Genomic DNA, 17,606 nt, shown 5'->3' with positions numbered 1-17,606 from the left:
CTATTTATGGAACCAAACTCCCCAATCCATTTCTTCATCATAGGGACATTCATCTGAATATTCAAAAAATTGATCCATCAATATGAAAGGCTTTGTACCTGTTGCTTTTCTTGGTATTGTATCTGTAAAATGACTTGGCAATGCCTGAATGGTTCCATAAGCACCATTTAAACCAAATGGTAAAATGGTTTTTCCAATTTTTACATTGCTTTTCTCTTCAAGTTCTACTTCTTTAATTTCAGTGATATTCACAAGATCTGTTGAACGCCCCAGTAACATTGGGTAATAGGGGTGTTCAAAATATTTTTTGTAATCTAGATCATCTAAATAAAGGTAGATCTCAGGATCCACTAAAAACTCCCTTTTTATAACGTTTGATTTGCCTTTCAATCCAGATAATTCATAAATCGTTTCAAGATCCACTGCCTTTCCATTGTGTTTAAAGATGTATCCAACTGAAAGGTCTTCTGGAGTAACAAGTTCTCCTTTAGCAGCAGATATCAATCCATATATTGTGCTCAATGGTGGAACTGGCAGAGTTGGTTGGAAACCACTGATAAAGGCCGGGTACCTGAAAGATGTTACCCAACCTTTAATCAGAACTCTTAATGCTTTCATTCTTTCATCAGCTCGGGAATTTTATTTGAAAACTGATCAACAGCTTCTTTGATTGTTCCTACGTGTATTTTACCGTTTTCTCCGGCTAATTTTTCAAGAGGTTCTTCTAACTCATCCATGAATCCTTTTCTACGACCTATGTAAACATCTGTAAGTATAGAATCCTTGTATTCAGTTACAACTTCTTTAAGTGCTTCAATGTCAATCACGGCTTCTCCATCTTCTTCTTTTGCTATGTTCATGAATATGTGGTTGCCGCCATCAATTGCAGCTACGACTATGAATTTTGGAGATACATCCGTTAGATGAGAAGTTAATTTGGCTCCACCCTGTAAATTCGGAAGAACTTTAATTACATCTTGAGCTCTTTTTGTTCTTACATCCACAGGCATTACCCATTTTTTAGTTTCTTCTTCATGGGATAAACCCTGTTCTTCAGCTATCTCCTCAAGTTTTGGATGCATGTTCTTGTAACCCGTTTTCTCAGTTGCATAAAATACACCTAAACTATCAAGATCAATAGAGAATATTCCTTTAAGAACTGTTGAATAAAATTCATGCTCATAAGGTACAGGATTACCTTCATGACGAGCCATAACACCAAAATCTTGAGTTGGGATTTGTCCTATAACTGAGATTAATGGTGAGTTTTTCAAAGGAGATATTCTTGTTACTGTTCCTCCTTCTTTAGCTTTCAAAGCCCTCATGTATCCAAAAACATCATCATCGTCATATTCAATGGGATTTGCACTTGTGAAAGCAATTTTTTTCTCACGTTCTATTGGAGATAATTTCCATCCACATTTTTGAGCCAAAGTGTCCCTCCACCAGTACCTCAAAGCTTGTCCTGAAACATACGGATAAACCTTCCTTCCCCTTCGGATCGATTTAACCCTTACAATGTTATCTGTTCTATCTCCTGCATCTGAACCAGCATTATTTAACGCTGAATGTGGTGCGTCTACCAACATGAATCCAACTACTGTTTTTGACATTTTATTCCTCCTCTTGAGATTCTTCTAATTCCAATGATGTTACTATTTCATCTTGTTTTCCCTGTTGAATTATCCAAAACTGTAATTTTTCGTATATTCTAAATAAAATCAAGTCTTGAGTTTCTCTCCATGTTAAACTACCCTCAGGGAAAAGGTAGTTCACGTAATCATCAAATGTGAACAATGGATCTTCAATACCGTTTTCTATTCTCTTTTTAATAACAATTCTTAGTATGTTACGATAATTTTTGTAATTACTGGCTGTTTCAAGCTTTTTCAGAGTTTTAATATCCTCAGCGGTTTCTATATAATCTGCAAGTTCGTCTCCAATTTTTTTTATTGTGTTTATCCTTTTTTCATCCATATTTCGCACCTCTAAAAGATAATTTTTAATTAAATCCCATCCTCCTATCGCTTCCTTGTTTTTTCTATCTATAAAAAATCCAATGATTGATTTTCCATTTAAAAGATTGTTATAAACAAGATTTGGGTTGTTTTTGTAGTCTCCTTCTTCTTTTATCTTTTCCCAATTTACATACCTGTATCCTCTTCTCACTACCTTTAACCAGTCAAAATATTTTTCATGCTGAGGAATATAAGCCAAGAATGTGAAAACTGAAGTTGGAACATGATATATATTCAAATCAGGACCCTGATTGTAATTAGTAAAATGATAAAAATCTATTGAAGGCTTTTCAAGATACCACCTTTCATTATAATGCAAAATTACATCTTGAATTACATGAAAAAGAGCATTGATAGGGTTTTTATACCCTTCGTTGAAGCATCCTGTAAATTCTCTTGCTACAATCTGTTTTTTCACGTTTTCAACAGTTCTTTTAGACCAGTATTTCATTACTTTTTCAGAATTTGAATGAAGGAGTAGCATGTTTCCGCATGCATACATCACAATAGGAACAAATTGGACTGCAAATGTACATGCTGGACAATAATCAGCACCATCTGTGGCATAAGAAAAATAATTTACAAATTTCTTTGAACCCGTCAATGGTATCTTATCTTTACCCCATCTTTCAACCCTATTTCTTCGACCACAAGATATACAATCACCGGATGCTTCTGAAACCTCTATTTTTTCTATTAATTCCATTAAAAATTTTGAATAACGTTCTTTTTTATCTTTTACGGCAGGATTAGTAAGAGGGTTGTTCGGAAAAACTGAAAATAAGTTTTTAGACCATGCTTTATTTAAATAAACATAAATTATGTCATCAATAATACCTTTTAAGTCATCTTCATTTAGTTCTTCGGGTTTTTTATCAACCCATCTACTTAAAGCCCAAATTCCCGCATCCACAAAAGGATTTCCCGTAAATTCATATATTACTCCCTCAACCATTTTATCACCATTTCCATTAATTTCGATTATCCCAATCCCATACTGTTCTTTTCCCCAATCCACAATCATACAAGAATTCCAGAAGATTTAATCTCATGTTAATCATAACGATGATTTTCTAAATAATAATAATCAGTTCGAGTATATAAATGTTTATTGTTCACAAATTAGTGACATAGTGTAATGTTAAGTATAATTTTTACAACATATTGTAAATTGATTGTTATAACCACTTTTTTCATTTAATTTATCTCATTTTTTGCATGATTAAATTTATTAGGAGTATATATGTTGAAATAGTAATAAATATTTTTGGGTAAAAATTAAATAAAAAAATTAAATGTTATTAAGTGCAAAAAAGATAGAAAATAATAATAAGACTATCTTAGGATTGAAATAATAATTTTAATCATGTAATTATCATTTATTTAAAATCAGACTATTTTAGGATTAATGTCAATCAGTTAATTCTTTCCTTATAAAACTGAAATAGAATCAAAAAACAAAATAGAAGATTTCTTTAATAACATTGTCAATTAATTTATCCATGAACAACAAAGACAGGAACCGAATTCTGGCACTCTTATTTGCAGGTGTGTTCATGGGTTCCCTGGACATTGGGATCATAGGTCCAGCACTGCCTGCAATCCAGAACTACTTCCTAGTGGATGCAAGGGCAGTATCCTGGATATTCGCAATTTACCTCCTGTTTTTCATGATCGGAACCCCAGTCATGGCCAAGATGTCCGATAACTATGGTAGAAGAAAGGTTTACGTCCTTGACGTTCTCCTCTTTGCAGTTGGCTCTGTGATAACTGTTTCTTCAGGTTCCTTCAGCATGGTGATAATAGGGCGTGCAGTTCAGGGCTTCGGTGCAGGTGGAATATTCCCTGTTGCAAGTGCATTTATAGGTGACACCTTCCCGCCAGAGAAACGTGGAAGTGCCCTGGGAATAATCGGTTCTGTCTGGGGAATTTCAGGAGTTCTGGGACCAATTCTTGGAGCTGTACTCCTTAAATACGGATGGCAGTGGCTTTTCATCATCAACATCCCAATAGCTGCAGCCATAATACTTGCAAGCTTCATTGTACTGCCTGAAACACACAAGGAAAACGTTCCAAAATTCGATCTCTACGGTGCTGCAGTTCTTACCGTTCTCGTTGCAAGCCTTGCCTACGGAATGAACCAGATCAACACCAGCCACTTCACATCAAGTTTAATGTCCATGAATGTACTTCCTTTCCTTATCCTGGCAGTGATCCTCTTACCTGTACTCTTGAAGATAGAGAATAAAGCCTTTGACCCTGTGATCCAAGTGGATCTTCTCTCAAAAATGGAGGTTAAACTTGCAACAGGTATAGCAGTTGGAACCGGATTTTGCCAGTCCGCAATTGTATTTTTACCAGCCTTCGCTGTGATTGCACTGTCATTTTCAACATCCCAGGCCAGCCTTATGGTTCTGCCCCTCATCATTGCCCTTGGAGTAGCTGCACCAATTGTGGGGCGTCTTCTTGACAGCTACGGTTACAAGGCAGTTATGGTGGTTGGTTCCATTTTAATAGTGGTCGGACTCCTCATGTTCGCCTTGTTTGCAGGTAATTTCTACCTTTTCATAGTGTCTGGAATTATCACCGGGGTTGGTTTGAGCACGGTTCTTGGATCTCCCCTGCGTTACATAATGCTTGCTGAAAGTCCTGCAAGCCAGCGTGCTGCAGGTCAGGCCATAATAAACCTGAATGCCAGTGCAGGGCAGCTTGTTGGAGGGGCATTTGTAGGTGGTGTTATAGCATCACAGGCCGGCACATTTGCAGGTTACTCATCTGCATACATACTCATAGCAGTTGTGGCCATCGGAATGTTCTTCATAGCACTGGGACTTAAAAACAGGGCTGCACAAATTGCAACCTTGAAAAAAGCAGAAACTGGATAAACAAATCATATGAAAAAAAATCATTATTACATCCATTTAACATTTTATTTCAGAAAATAAAAAATATCTCTTAAAATATCAAAAAATAAAACCTTCCAAATCTTTTCTCTGAAAATCTAAATTCCATGGTTACTATTTAAGCTTTTATATTTGTTCTTGTTCTGAAAGGATTATATACTCAATTATTACTTAATTATAATTAGTAATAACGGCGTTTGGGTGTCATTTATCTTTAAATGGTTCTCATATGCCCTGCATTAAATTAAAATGAAATTTTAGGTTAATCCTTTGGATTAAGTAAAAAAAGAGGAGGGGATTATTGCTTGAAGAAAAGTTATTATGTTATTTTGGGAGTGCTGATCTGTCTTGTTGTGGCAGCGTCAGGATGCGTGAATCAAGGCAATCAGTCCGGAAATCAGAGCACAGGCTCTGCAAACCAGACAAATGTTCAGGGGGTTACATCGGTTGTCATGAACGGTCCTGGAACCCTGATCATCCAGCAGGGTGATACAGATTCATTCACGATTGAGGCTGACAGCAGCATGATGTCCAAGATCAACACTCAGGTTTCTGGAAATGCACTGGTCATAAACAACCTGAACTCTGCCAGCAACGGGGCTGTGAAGTTCAAATTAACGCTCAAAAGTCTGGACAGTGTTGCGCTCCATGGAAATTGTGAAGGTAACGTAACTGGCCTCAGCACCAGCAAAATCACAAGCACTGTGGATGCAGGTACCTTGTACCTTGCAGGTACATCAACGGACCACACTGCAACCGTGAATGGAGCAGGTTCCATCAACGCACATGATCTGAAGACACAAACCGCAACCGTTACAATCAACGGTGGAGGTTCAGCCATCGTGAACGTTGCAAGCACACTCAATGCCATTGTTAATGGAGGAGGTTCAATAAAGTATTTGGGCAATCCAACCTTGAAAAAACAGATTAATGGTATGGGCACTGTGACCAAGACGAGCTGAATGGTTTAATCAGTATTATAATCTCAAATCAATTTTTCTTTTTTAAAAGCCTTCTTATTTTTTAAATGAATTAAAAACATGAAAATAAAATATTTAAAATTAATGTCCATATAATTCTAATTTTAACTCCGGGATGGTTTCTTCTTTTAAATAACTAATAAAAACATATTAAATAAATTATAAAAAATAATGTTTTGATTTTTAAGTATACCAAGGTATATTAAAATATTATATAAAATCAGCAGTTTTTAAGGGGATAGGGAGTATGTAATGAATAATAAGGTATGTAATTTGTATATAGGCCGGGGTATGAGTAAATTAAATAATATTTATACATTTAAAACTTAAAATAGACACCTAAGAACGAGAGTTTGCGTCCACATCCAGCACCTAACAAAACGGTAATTTGTAGGATACATTTATAATATAATATATTTCATCCAGTACTTAGTTCTTTTTCCTTTCATTTGTGGTTTCGTTAGTGGTCAAAAAGGTGTTTATACTCCATTTAACCGTAATAAATGATTATTAGTCTCTAAAATCTTATTGCATAATTCTAATTCAAATTTTTTTAAAATATTACTATGTGCATTACCATTAAGACAATCCTGAGCTCTTTCATAAAATACTAAAGCTTCAGAATGACGATTATACATTCGATGAAGATCCCCAAGTTCATTTAATGCACGCACACTATCGTATACATTTTTAAAATGTTCAGGTATTTCCAAACTTTTCAATAATAATTTTTTGGTATTTTCAAAGTCGGTTATCTTTGATTTACTTGCCGTTTGCATATTTTCAAAATATGTATCATAAAGTAATTTAGGTCTTATTCCTTTTTGAGTTAAATCAGGGTATGTTTGATCAAATAAAATAATATAAGCTTCTACAATTGAATACTCATTAGATGGATTAATACAAATAACACGTTCTTTCTCAATTTCTTGCTTTTTACCATTCTTAGCTATGCATTCATAGCTTAATAATTCATTATTTTCATAAATAGGCTTAATGAATTTAGGATTTATTATATGGTAGGTTTCCTTAGATCTTAATATGTAAGCGATTCCATAAAGCCGTAAATGCTTATGTGTTATTTTCCAAAATTCTTTAGGAAAATCTTTTTCAAATTGTGCTCGGATTTTCTCTTCTAATTTATCATTGGGAAGACCTTTTATTTTTAAATGTGGCCCATCTCCTATTACTAAACGAGTATCTATATCGATCATAACTCTGAGAATTGGTATTTTCTTATAAATGGAGTCATAATATTTGTATTTATCTATTAAAGGATTATTTAAGGGATAATCATGGTTTAAAATTCTTCCATCTAAATTATACTCATTAATTTCATATTTTTCATAGTTATTATACAAATATAAGACATGATTATCTCTTTTAAATTTCAATAAAGTCTCAATAGCAGGCTTTAATACATCACATTCCCCTAAACCGCCAATAATACCACTAATCGCCCATGATAAACTTTGAGTATGTGGATCTTGTGCTAATGATCCTAACATACCAATACTAAATCCTATACGTGATATGCCCTTAGGTACTTTGTTTGCTGCATAATTCATATCCATGACTATTTGATTAGCTACATTAATTTCTGCTTTCAATTCATGAGTACGATCAGTTATTTCTTCAATATCTTTTTTATTTACTGCATTTTCCAAATGTTCCAATGCTTTAATAGTGTTTGAATAATCAATATCTTTAGATTGCTCCAGACTAATAGGAGTTGCTGTAATCATTTCTTCTGTTAGCATTTTACCAACATCATAATATGGAAATGGGTCATTTTCATCGACAATACCTTTAAATGCGGTTCCACTATTGTTTCTAACAAATAAATCATTAAGAACTTCTCTGACATTATTATTAACAAGATGCGTGCCATCTAGAGAATTAAAAGTAGGATCTGTTAAAAAAGAGGTATAACATGAGGAATAAACATAAGCCCAATCAAGTCTACCACTACCTACCTCTAACATCTTTCTTAGGAATTTATTTACATCACCATATCCTAAAAGGCTTAATTTTTGACAGTTACTTTTAACTTTATTTACAAATATTTCTTCATCGAAGTTAAAAAAATTAGAACCACTATCATTCATTATATCATATGATGCAATTGCTATTGGATCTATCATTCCCATTTCCAATGATAAATCACTCCCAAAACCAAATAGTTTCCCTTTAAAAAAATCTTCTTTTTCTAATGTTTCTAAAAATTTGTCATTGATTAGATAGCTATAGTTCAAATCTCTTGCACGAGCGGATGGAGGTCTTCTAGAAATTATAGGATCAAGATAATCATTCTCAAGGTTATGATAGTTAATATATGGATAAGATAATCTTATAGCCACTTTACCTTCCCTTTCTAGGTCTATTAATTCTTCAACTGATAATCCATATTGCATTTTAAATAAATCTTCATCAGGTATGGGAGGTACATCTACTAAAACTGTTTTAAAAAAAGGAAAAAGTTGATAAGGTTTGATGGGATTTATAAGGTTAGTACCAGTTCCAGTATATGGTGGCTTTAAATCCAGCTCTGGATAAAAATCGAGTATATTCAATTCTTCTTTATTATAATTATTCCTAATCTTTATAGCAACCTGTCTATTAATTTCATCCAATTCTTTAAGATCATCATATTTCATAACTTGATATATTGAATTATAGTAATTTAAATCTTCACAGCCTAATTATTATTTAGTTGAATTCGTAAAAAGGAAAAATTGGCAGGATATTACAATGGAGTAGTATACTCATCATTGAGTAAACACTATTAAATTTAACAAAGAACTGTATGGGAGTAGAATAGAGGGTGTATTAAAGCCCTTGAACCGAGAGGACACAATTAAAAAAAAAGAAATAGAAAATCTCAATTATTTAAAGAAATCAATCTTTTTATTAATTAAAATAAAAAAAAGAGGATATACAAATCCAATAAACCTAAATCTCCAGCTTCGAAATCCTTTCCATTGCTTCCTTGGTGTTTTCAAGGGTGTTGAAGGCTGTTATTCTGAAGTATCCTTCACCGCTTGGTCCGAAGCCCACTCCAGGTGTTCCAACAACGTTGGCATCGTGGAGGAGAAGGTCGAAGAATTCCCAGGAGGTCATTCCCTCAGGTGTTTTCACCCATATGTAGGGTGAGTTAACTCCACCGTAAATACTTAAACCCATTTCTTTAAGGCTTTCCCTGATTATCTCTGCATTCTGCATGTAGTAGGCTATTGATTTCTTGATCTCTGCCTGGCCCTCCTCTGAATAAACTGCTTTAGCTGCAACCTGAACAGGGTATGACACACCGTTGAACTTGGTTGTCTGGCGCCTGTTCCAGAGGGGGTTTACCGAATGTGCCTCTCCCTCGGAGTCGTAGGCTTTAACTTCTTTTGGAACAACTGTAAATGCACATCTTGTACCAGTAAATCCTGCGTTCTTGGAGAAGCTTCTGAACTCTATTGCAACTTCCCTTGCACCTTCAATTTCATATATACTGTGGGGTATGTTGTCCTCAGTTATGTAGGCTTCGTAGGCTGCATCGAAGAGTATGATTGACTGGTTTTCCCGTGCATAATCCACCCATTTCTGGAGTTCGTCCTTGGTCAAGGTTGTACCAGTTGGGTTGTTTGGGTAGCATAGGTAGATCAGATCCACAGGTGTTTCTGGAAGTTCCGGTGTGAATTTGTTCTCTGCTGTGCATGGTATGTAGACCATTCCATCGTACTTACCATCTTCATCCATGGCTCCGCTTCTTCCGGCCATTACGTTGCTCTCAACATATACTGGGTAAACTGGGTCTGTTACTGCTATGGTGTTTTCAAGGCCGAATATTTCCTGGATGTTTCCTGTGTCACATTTGGCTCCGTCGCTTATGAAAACCTCATCTTCAGCCAGGTTTATTCCTAGGGGTGCGTAGTCCTTTTCTATGATCTCCTTTATAAGGAATGAATATCCCTGTTCTGGACCGTAGCCCATGAAGGTTTCCTTTTCACCCATCTCATCAACTGCACGTTTAAATTCACGTACAACTGCCTTTGGTAGGGGTATGGTGACGTCTCCTATTCCCATTTTTATAAGGTCTGCTTCAGGGTTTTCTTCCTGGAACTTGTCAACTCTCCTTGCTATTTCAGCGAAGAGGTAGTTGCTTTTGATCAACATGTAGTTTTCATTGATTTTTACTGCCATTTCATACTCTCCAATTTATTATGTTAAAAAATCGTTAATTCGAGTTAATAATTCAAATACATTACAAGGTTTAATTTCTCCCTTAAGATTTATAAAACCTAGTTATGATACCATGATATCAGAATTTTATTTATAAAAAACAAAGTTATTCTTTGTACCTTCATATACAAAATTATTCTTTGTTTCATAATACAAAATGAATTTTTATTTTAGTAGGGGATGTTTATTTTTATTAATCAAATTTTAATTGAATTCAACTAACTTAAAGCATCAAATAAACAGTTGTATCCTCTTTAAAATCAATTTTTTTATAGGGCATAATACTATTTTTTTACTTCTTCAAAAACGCAGATATTACTTAAACATGTTTTCATAAGAATTAAGTAATACTTTATATTAATTGTATATGATTTATATAGGTGTTGGAACCAGTCATTAACTGGTGATATCAATGCAGTTAAAAAATTTCAAACGAGAATCCATAATTCCACTGCCTGTGACCTTCATATCAACGGTCAGTGAAGATGGAGTGGGAAATGTGGCACCATACTCCTGTTTGATGCCAATTCTTAGACCCTTCGACCTTATATGTGTTGCAACGGCAGGAGTTATGAGGGACACCTTCAACAACATAAAATCTCAGGAAGAGTTCGTTGTGAACCTGCCCGGAGTGGATATGATGGACAAGGTCATACCCACAGCGAAGTTCGTACCTCCTGAGGTGAGTGAATTTGAACTGGCGGAACTTGTGGAAAAACCATCTAAGACCATTAAAACTCCAGGTGTGGATGGATGTTACGCCTGGATGGAATGCAAACTCCACAAAATCGTGGCTGAAGAGTATGATAACTTCCCCTACGCCCTGGTTCTGGCCAAGGTTGTGCATCTTGAGGTCAGAGATGATATTTACAATGCAGAAAATGGTTCCTGGGATGTTGAAAAGGCAAACCCCCTGATGATGACTGAGTCCAATGAGGGGATGCATTTCTGCACAGTTAAGGACATGGATTTCTTCGAACCCTACGGTGCAATGTTCCCCAATGGAAAGGATCCCCTTGCAGGGATGTACAAATAGATTAAAAAAAACTATTCACATTATATTTAATGGAATTTTCTGTTTAATTAAGAGAATTTGGAGGTTAAAAAAACATGCCCAAATTGATTATCAGTGGCCGCGGCGGTAGTGGAAAAAGCACCCTTGTCACGCTCATGGCCCATATGATTAATATGCAGGGAAAAAAGGTTCTGGTTGTGGATTCAGATGAATCCAACCTTGGCCTGGGTGCCATGCTGGGACTTGAACCTGCGGAAAAAACCCTTATGGATTATTTAGGTGGTAGACCTGCTGTGATGGAGAAGCTCATGGCCATTATCAGGGAAGGTAAAGATGAGAAGGTGGAACTCTTACCAGAGAATAGTTTAGAGGATCTTCCATCTGATTTTGTTCGTTGGAATGAAAACAAAGGTTTCATGCAGATTGGAAAAATAGAGCATTCCCATGAGGGATGTGCATGTCCCATGGGGGTAGTTGCACGGGATTTCCTGAATAAACTCCATGTAAATGGGGAAGAGTGGGTTTTGGTGGACACAGAAGCTGGAGTAGAACATTTCGGCCGTGGAGTAGTTGAAGGTGTAGACTGCGTGCTTATGGCGGTTGATCCATCCAACGATGCTGTTTTACTAAGTGAAAAGACAGCAGAGTTAACTGGAGAAGCCGGCAAAACTTTTGGAGTTGTTCTGAATAAGGTTGATGATGAAACGAAGATCATCCTGGAAGGTGTCCTGTCAAAGAAAAATATCCCAATTCAGGGATTCATACCCTACTCAAGGACAATGGCCCGGGAAAATCTTAAGGGAAACATGCTGGATATCAAAATGGTTGAAGGGGAGATAGATGGAATACTAAACAGAGTGGAATCCCAATACCAAACCAAATAAAAAAAAAAAATGATTTTTTTTTAAAAATTTGTTTTTTAAAATAAAAATTTAAACTGTAATTAACTTCAGGGTTGTCATTTAAAAAGTGTGGGAGAATAATTGATATCCCCTTAAAATAAAGTATAATCCTGTTTTCAAGGGAAAATATTCTTCACATACCCTTTTTTTAGGTTAGGTTCATTTATGTGCGAAGTAGAATTTTATCTTATGATTGAGGGCCTTGTCAACCCTTGCAAATCCAAACCTTTCAAGCTGCACCACATCATCAACCTTCAGGTTGGAGGCTGCAGGTTCTATGAATCCTGATACACTGGTTGCATCTGGCATCACAACCTCCGTATTGATGGCCTCCCTTGAAGGTACCCACTGAACAATGCTGGCACCTGCACTTCTGGCCTCTTCAAGGCCTGCGCTGTGGTAGGCTGCCTTCCTGTTGCCACAGTTGCAGGTGTCGTATTTGAATTCCAGATTCACTGCATCCATGAGTCTTAAAATCCCACCCTTACCAGCTTTGTTCACATCTTCCATTGTGAGGTAAACCTTGCCGTTGAAGGGCAGTTCGCGGTTTCCACGCTCTGGGAAGTTCGGGTGGAGTGGTCTTTTTATTGTGCCCTGTTCCTCTTCTGGGAGGTTTATTATATCAACCTTCACAGGGTTTTTAACGAAGAAGTACCTGTCTGAGGAATCCTCAAGTATCTGGCGGTTGAGTCCGTATACCTTCTTCCAGCTCACAGTTGCATCTGCCATTTTAGCACCAATTTCAACCATTAATTCGTCAAGGGCTTCCCTTTTTATTCCACGTCTTGCTATTGCTCTTATGGTACCGAGGCGTGGGTCGTCCCAGCCACTGTAAATTTTTTCCTCAATTCCTGCCTTTGCCTTGGATGTGCTCAGGGCTACGTCCTCCATTTTAAGTCTTCCGTAGTGTATGAAGACTGGTATCTTCCATCCGAAGTGGTTGTAGAGGTAGCTCTGTTTTTCACTGTTTGCAAGGTGGTCCTTTCCACGCAGCACATGGGTCACACCGCCGAGGTGGTCGTCCACTGTCACCGAGAAGTTCATCATTGGATATACCCTGTACTTCGTACCTGTACGTGGGTGTTCGTGTTCAACCACCCTCATTGCAACCCAGTCACGGATTGCAGGGTTTTTGTGTTTTATGTCTGTTTTGACACGGAGCACTGCTTCTCCCTCTTCCATGGTGAAGAGTTCCCTCCAGAGTTTTAGGTTCTCTTCAACTGTGCTTTCGCGGCATGGGCAGGCCTTGGATTCATCCTTGAGTTTTTTGAAGTCTCCACCGTTGCAGGTGCACATGTAGGCCTGGCCGAGTTTTATGAGTTCCTCTGCGTACTGGTAGTAGGTTTCCATGCGGTCGCTCTGAATCACTTTCTCGTTCCAGTTGAAGCCCAGCCATTCAAGGTCCTCCTCTATCATCTGGTAGGCGGAAGGTTCAACCCTTCGAGGGTCTGTGTCCTCGATCCTGAAGATTAGCTTGCCTCCGTATCGTTTAAGGTATTCATTGTTCAGGATGGCTGCCCTTGCATGTCCTATGTGTAGGGGGCCTGATGGATTTGGTGCGAATCTGAGCACAACTTCCCCTTCAACATCCTCAAGGTCTGCAAGTCCCTTCTCCTCAACCCGTTTTTTCTTCTCCTTCAGGCCTCCAAGTTTTTCAAGTTCTGCCTTCTGGGTTTCAGGGTCCATTGCATTTACCTTTGAAACTATTTTACCTGCTGCTGAAGCCACAGTTTTGGCTTCACTTCGAAGTTCTGCATGGGTGCTCATAACTGAACCTATTACTGCACCAGGCTGTGCTTTACCTTTATGTTTAACTGCATTTTCCAGTGCATCTCTGTACACGATTTCCTCAACGTTTTCACTCATAAAAATCACTTAAATATTCCAGTTTCCTTTAAATCTGTATTAAAGTTGTGTTCTGAAAATTATTGGTTTGTAATGTAAAAGTTATATGTAAAATATATTTTGATTAAAACTATTTTTAAAGATTTTTTTTAAAAATTTAAATTTGTTACAATCCTGTTTATTTCTTAATCTCTCTTTTTTTTTATATGATCAAAAAGAAGGGTAGTGTAAAAAAAAATATTTTTATTATAAAATTTTAAAATGGATGTAAAAAAATCCCCTTTTATAAACCATTTTTATAAAATAGGGGGGATTTTATAGGCGTTTATTAATGGTTTCTCTGGAGCACGAAGTCTGCAAGGAGTAGTAATGCTTCCTTTGCAGGTGAATCTTCAACAACATCCAGGAGCTTTTTTGCCCTTTCAACATTGTCATGGGCCACATCGTAGGTGTATTTAATTGAACCGTACTTTTCAAAGAGTTCAATTGCCCTTTCAACGTTTGTATCACATTTGGCATTCAGTATGGATATTATTTCCTTTTTATCCTCACTTGATGCACTTGAAAGTGCCCTGACAACCATGAGGGTCATTTTACCCTCGACTATGTCGCTTCCAACTGGTTTTCCAAGGTCTTCCTCTTCACTCACAACATCCAGATAATCGTCCTGTATCTGGAATGCCAATCCTATGAGTTTCCCATATTCTGCAAGAGCTTTCACCTGTTCTGGACTTCCTCCACCAACCAGTGCACCGGATTTGGTGGCTGCAGCTATTAGTGCTGCTGTTTTCTTGTAGATCATCTTCATATAGGCTTCTTCGCTGACTTCAAAGTCTCCTTCAAAGCACATGTCAAATGCCTGTCCTTCACAGATATCTATACAGGATCCTACAACTGTTTTAAGTGCGGATATTACATTTTCAGATGGTATGTGGGCTGTTCCTGTTTCAAGAACTGCTTCAAATGCCTTGGAAAAGAGGGTGTCTCCTGCAAGTATTGCCATTGGTTCTCCCCAGATCATGTGCACTGAGGGTTTTCCCCTTCTCATTTCATCCTTGTCCATGATGTCATCGTGGATGAGTGAAAATGTGTGTATCAGTTCCACTGCTGCTGCTGTTTTAACTGCATCCTCTCTTTTTCCTCCAACTGCTTCACAGCTTAGCATTACAAGGGCAGGGCGGAGTTTTTTTCCGCCTGCTTTGATGAGGTGTTCTGATGATTCTTGGAGTTTTTCAGGTTCAACTGTTCCAAGTACCCTGTCTAGTTCTTCATCTACAATTGCTGAATAACGTTTTAGAATTTTAATTACTTCCATTAAGCTCCCCCATTGAAAACTTGTGCCTGTCCATTTCTCAGTATATGTATGTCTTTTCCAAGTTTGTAACCTTCCTCCTCAGCAAGTTCAGTGTATGCTGAAAGCATGCTAAGTGTTCCATGTGATGGAAGGATATGAGTTGGGTTCAACATCCTTAAAAAGTCACGCTGATCTTCAGGTCCTGCATGGCCTGAAACATGTATGTTGGTAAATATTCTGGCACCACTGGATTTAAGTCTTCGCTCCAGAAGGTTACGGTTGGCCATGTTCATTGGGTTTGGTATGACTGATGATGAGAATATCACGTTATCACCAGGTTTAACTGTGAACTGGGTTTTGCCGTTGGCAATACGTGGTAGTAATGCATCAGGTTCTCCCTGATGTCCTGTTGTAACCATGAGGTACTTCTCCCTGTTTTCATCAGCCCTTGCAAGGGCCCTGTTAACTGCCTTAGGACTTCCGTACACACTTGCTGACTTGGGAAGGTCCAGTATTCCTAATTTCTCTGCCATTGAACAGTAACGCTCCATGGATCTTCCAAGAAGCAGTATTTTACGTTTGCTCTCATTGGCAATTTTACATATGGCCTGGATCCTTTCTATGTGTGAGGAGAAGGTTGTAACTATTATTCCCTCCTTCTGGCGGAGTGGTTTTTCCAGTACATCCTTGAGGAGGATTCTTGCTATCTTCTCAGAGTGTGTTTTGGATTCCTCCTTCACACAGGCATTGGTTGTGTCCACGATTAGTGCAAGAACTCCTTTACGTCCAAGTTCTCTGAAACGTTTGTAATCCGGTGGTGGTGATAGAACCTGATGGTTGTCGAATTTGAAGTCGTTTGCATAGACTATTATTCCCTCTGATGTGTGTAGTGCTGCAGTAACTGTCTGAGGTATACTGTGGGTTGTTCCAACAAATTCAAGGGTTATATCTGGGGATATCTGACATTTTTCACCTGCATTTAAGACTTGGAGCTGGTTGGTGACTGTGAACTTCTTCTCCTGTTTGATGGTTCTCTCTATGAGTCCCAGTGTGTAGGGTGTTGCAATTATTGGTGCCTCGTATCTGTGTGCAAGCTTTGCAACTGCCCCTATATGGTCAAGGTGGCCATGGGTGAATACTATGGCCCTTACCTTACCATCAACTTCCTTCATTAATGTGTCATCAGGGATCACTCCCCTTTCAATGAGATCCAGGCTGTGCATTCTTGCTATGTCTGTATCTTCATGTATGTGTATTCTGTCGAGGTGGATTCCCATGTCAAATATTACAACATCGTCGCCGATCTTAACTGCTGTCATGTTCTTTCCAACTTCCTCGTATCCTCCTATTGCTATTACTTCAACGCTCATTGTACTGATCTCCTTGCGTATTTTTTAGTGTTAAAACCCCTTTCTTGGAGCCATTCCTTTGTACTTCCTTTGATTATGATATCTGAATTTCGGAGTTCCTCCAGGCTGGATGCTCCCACCAGGAACATTGCAACCTTGAGTTCTTCCACGAATTTTTCAAGTCTTGTGATAACTGCCTCATGACCTGAGTATGCATCTTTAAGTAAGGGTAGTGCCAGTCCAACAGCATCTGCACCGAGTGCAATTGCTTTTGCTGCATCCAATCCTGTTCTTATACCTCCAGATGAGATAACAGGTAAATCTATTGATTCACATACTTCCACTGTGCTTATGGCTGTTGGTATTCCCCAGTCCCAGTAAAGGTTTCCGAGGTATCTGTCCTTTGCACGGTAGGTTTCAACTGCAGCCCAGCTTGTACCGCCGGATCCTGCAACATCCACTGCACTTACACCTGCCTTTTCCAGTGTACGTGCATCCTGACTGTTTATACCTGCACCTGTTTCCTTTGCAATTACAGGTAGCTTCAGGGTTTTTGATATTTCTTTGATTGAGTCTGTGTATCCTGTTGCATCAACATCTCCTTCTGGCTGTATTGCTTCCTGGAGGGGGTTAAGGTGAAGTGCAAGTGCATCTGCATCCATCATATCTGCTGCTTTTTGGGCATATTCTATCTGTGGAGCACCTATATTTCCTATTAAGAATGATGATGGTGCTTCCTCCCTCACTACTGTGTATGTGGGTGTAAGTTCAGGGTTTTCAACTGCTGCACGCTGGCTTCCAACTCCCATTCCTATGTTGAGTTTGCCTGCTGCCTTTGCAAGTTCTCTGTTAATTGAGAGGGATGCTGGATGTCCGCCTGTTATTGCAGATATTATTATGGGTGCATCCATTTTTTTCCCGAAGAATTCTGTTTTTACATCTATCTCTTCTTTGTTCACTTCGGGAAGGGCTTTGTGGATAAGTTCTATATCCTCAAATCCTGTTTTTTTCCGATACTCCACATCGTTGTTTCTGCAGAGCATCAGATGTTCTAATTTTCTATCTGAAATCAT

Annotated in this window: 13 protein-coding genes; 4 read left to right on the top strand and 9 right to left on the bottom strand. The window is 37.9% G+C overall.

The features are described 5' to 3' along the window. The 3 genes from cas5b to cas8a1 are packed head-to-tail and all read right to left on the bottom strand — an operon-like array spanning position 1 to position 3,042. Positions 1–618 carry a type I-B CRISPR-associated protein Cas5b gene (cas5b, locus tag J2756_RS00855; protein ID WP_209581285.1) on the bottom strand — a complete coding sequence of 206 codons (618 nt, stop codon included), beginning with the start codon at positions 616–618 and terminating at the stop codon, positions 1–3. Then, on the bottom strand, positions 615–1,613 hold the full coding sequence (cas7i, locus tag J2756_RS00850; RefSeq protein ID WP_209581282.1) for a type I-B CRISPR-associated protein Cas7/Cst2/DevR: 999 nt from the start codon (positions 1,611–1,613) through the stop codon (positions 615–617). Before cas7i ends, cas5b begins: the two co-directional genes overlap by 4 nt. A 1-nt stretch (position 1,614) precedes the next feature. Continuing rightward, positions 1,615–3,042: a type I-B CRISPR-associated protein Cas8b1/Cst1 gene (gene cas8a1, locus J2756_RS00845; RefSeq protein ID WP_245315861.1), complete on the bottom strand. Its 1,428-nt coding sequence runs from the start codon at positions 3,040–3,042 to the stop codon at positions 1,615–1,617. 460 nt (positions 3,043–3,502) lie between these two features. Here cas8a1 and J2756_RS00840 point away from each other — a divergent pair, with 460 nt between their 5' ends. Beyond that, a complete protein-coding gene (locus J2756_RS00840) occupies positions 3,503–4,903 on the top strand; it encodes an MFS transporter (protein ID WP_342593082.1) in 1,401 nt (466 codons plus the stop codon). 323 nt (positions 4,904–5,226) lie between these two features. Next, a complete protein-coding gene (locus tag J2756_RS00835; RefSeq protein ID WP_209581279.1) occupies positions 5,227–5,883 on the top strand; it encodes a GIN domain-containing protein in 657 nt (218 codons plus the stop codon). 497 nt (positions 5,884–6,380) lie between these two features. Here J2756_RS00835 and J2756_RS00830 read toward each other — a convergent pair whose 3' ends face one another. Both J2756_RS00830 and J2756_RS00825 read right to left on the bottom strand, forming a co-directional pair. Next, the gene (locus J2756_RS00830) at positions 6,381–8,534 is read right to left on the bottom strand and encodes a tetratricopeptide repeat protein (protein ID WP_209581275.1); all 2,154 of its coding nucleotides are present in this window, start codon (positions 8,532–8,534) and stop codon (positions 6,381–6,383) included. A 319-nt stretch (positions 8,535–8,853) separates the two neighbouring features. Continuing rightward, positions 8,854–10,089 (bottom strand): LL-diaminopimelate aminotransferase, encoded by a 1,236-nt coding sequence (locus J2756_RS00825; protein ID WP_209581271.1) that lies wholly within the window; start codon positions 10,087–10,089, stop codon positions 8,854–8,856. 451 nt (positions 10,090–10,540) lie between these two features. On the opposite strand from J2756_RS00825, the gene J2756_RS00820 reads away from it, so the two are divergent. After that, entirely contained in the window at positions 10,541–11,164 is a 624-nt protein-coding gene (locus tag J2756_RS00820) for a flavin reductase family protein (RefSeq protein ID WP_209581265.1), read from the top strand. A gap of 74 nt (positions 11,165–11,238) precedes the next feature. Beyond that, positions 11,239–12,027, top strand: coding sequence for an ATP-binding protein (locus J2756_RS00815; RefSeq protein WP_209581262.1), 789 nt, complete (start codon positions 11,239–11,241; stop codon positions 12,025–12,027). 177 nt (positions 12,028–12,204) lie between these two features. On the opposite strand, the gene J2756_RS00810 is transcribed toward J2756_RS00815, so the two are convergent. The 4 genes from J2756_RS00810 to fni form a co-directional block, all read right to left on the bottom strand. Next, positions 12,205–13,911 (bottom strand): glutamate--tRNA ligase, encoded by a 1,707-nt coding sequence (locus J2756_RS00810; protein WP_209581259.1) that lies wholly within the window; start codon positions 13,909–13,911, stop codon positions 12,205–12,207. Between the two features lie 307 nt (positions 13,912–14,218). Beyond that, on the bottom strand, positions 14,219–15,205 hold the full coding sequence (gene idsA, locus J2756_RS00805) for a short chain isoprenyl diphosphate synthase IdsA (RefSeq protein WP_209581256.1): 987 nt from the start codon (positions 15,203–15,205) through the stop codon (positions 14,219–14,221). Then, a complete protein-coding gene (locus tag J2756_RS00800) occupies positions 15,205–16,554 on the bottom strand; it encodes an RNase J family beta-CASP ribonuclease (RefSeq protein WP_209581247.1) in 1,350 nt (449 codons plus the stop codon). Before J2756_RS00800 ends, idsA begins: the two co-directional genes overlap by 1 nt. Then, the gene (gene fni / locus J2756_RS00795; RefSeq protein WP_209581235.1) at positions 16,551–17,606 is read right to left on the bottom strand and encodes a type 2 isopentenyl-diphosphate Delta-isomerase; all 1,056 of its coding nucleotides are present in this window, start codon (positions 17,604–17,606) and stop codon (positions 16,551–16,553) included. The genes J2756_RS00800 and fni overlap by 4 nt, the downstream gene beginning before the upstream one ends.

Origin of the sequence: Methanobacterium aggregans, from assembly GCF_017874455.1 — an archaeon.
GTDB classification, from domain to species: domain Archaea; phylum Methanobacteriota; class Methanobacteria; order Methanobacteriales; family Methanobacteriaceae; genus Methanobacterium_C; species Methanobacterium_C aggregans.
The sequence above is the reverse complement of the archived record's forward strand: the minus strand, read 5'-3'. Positions and strand labels throughout refer to the sequence as shown.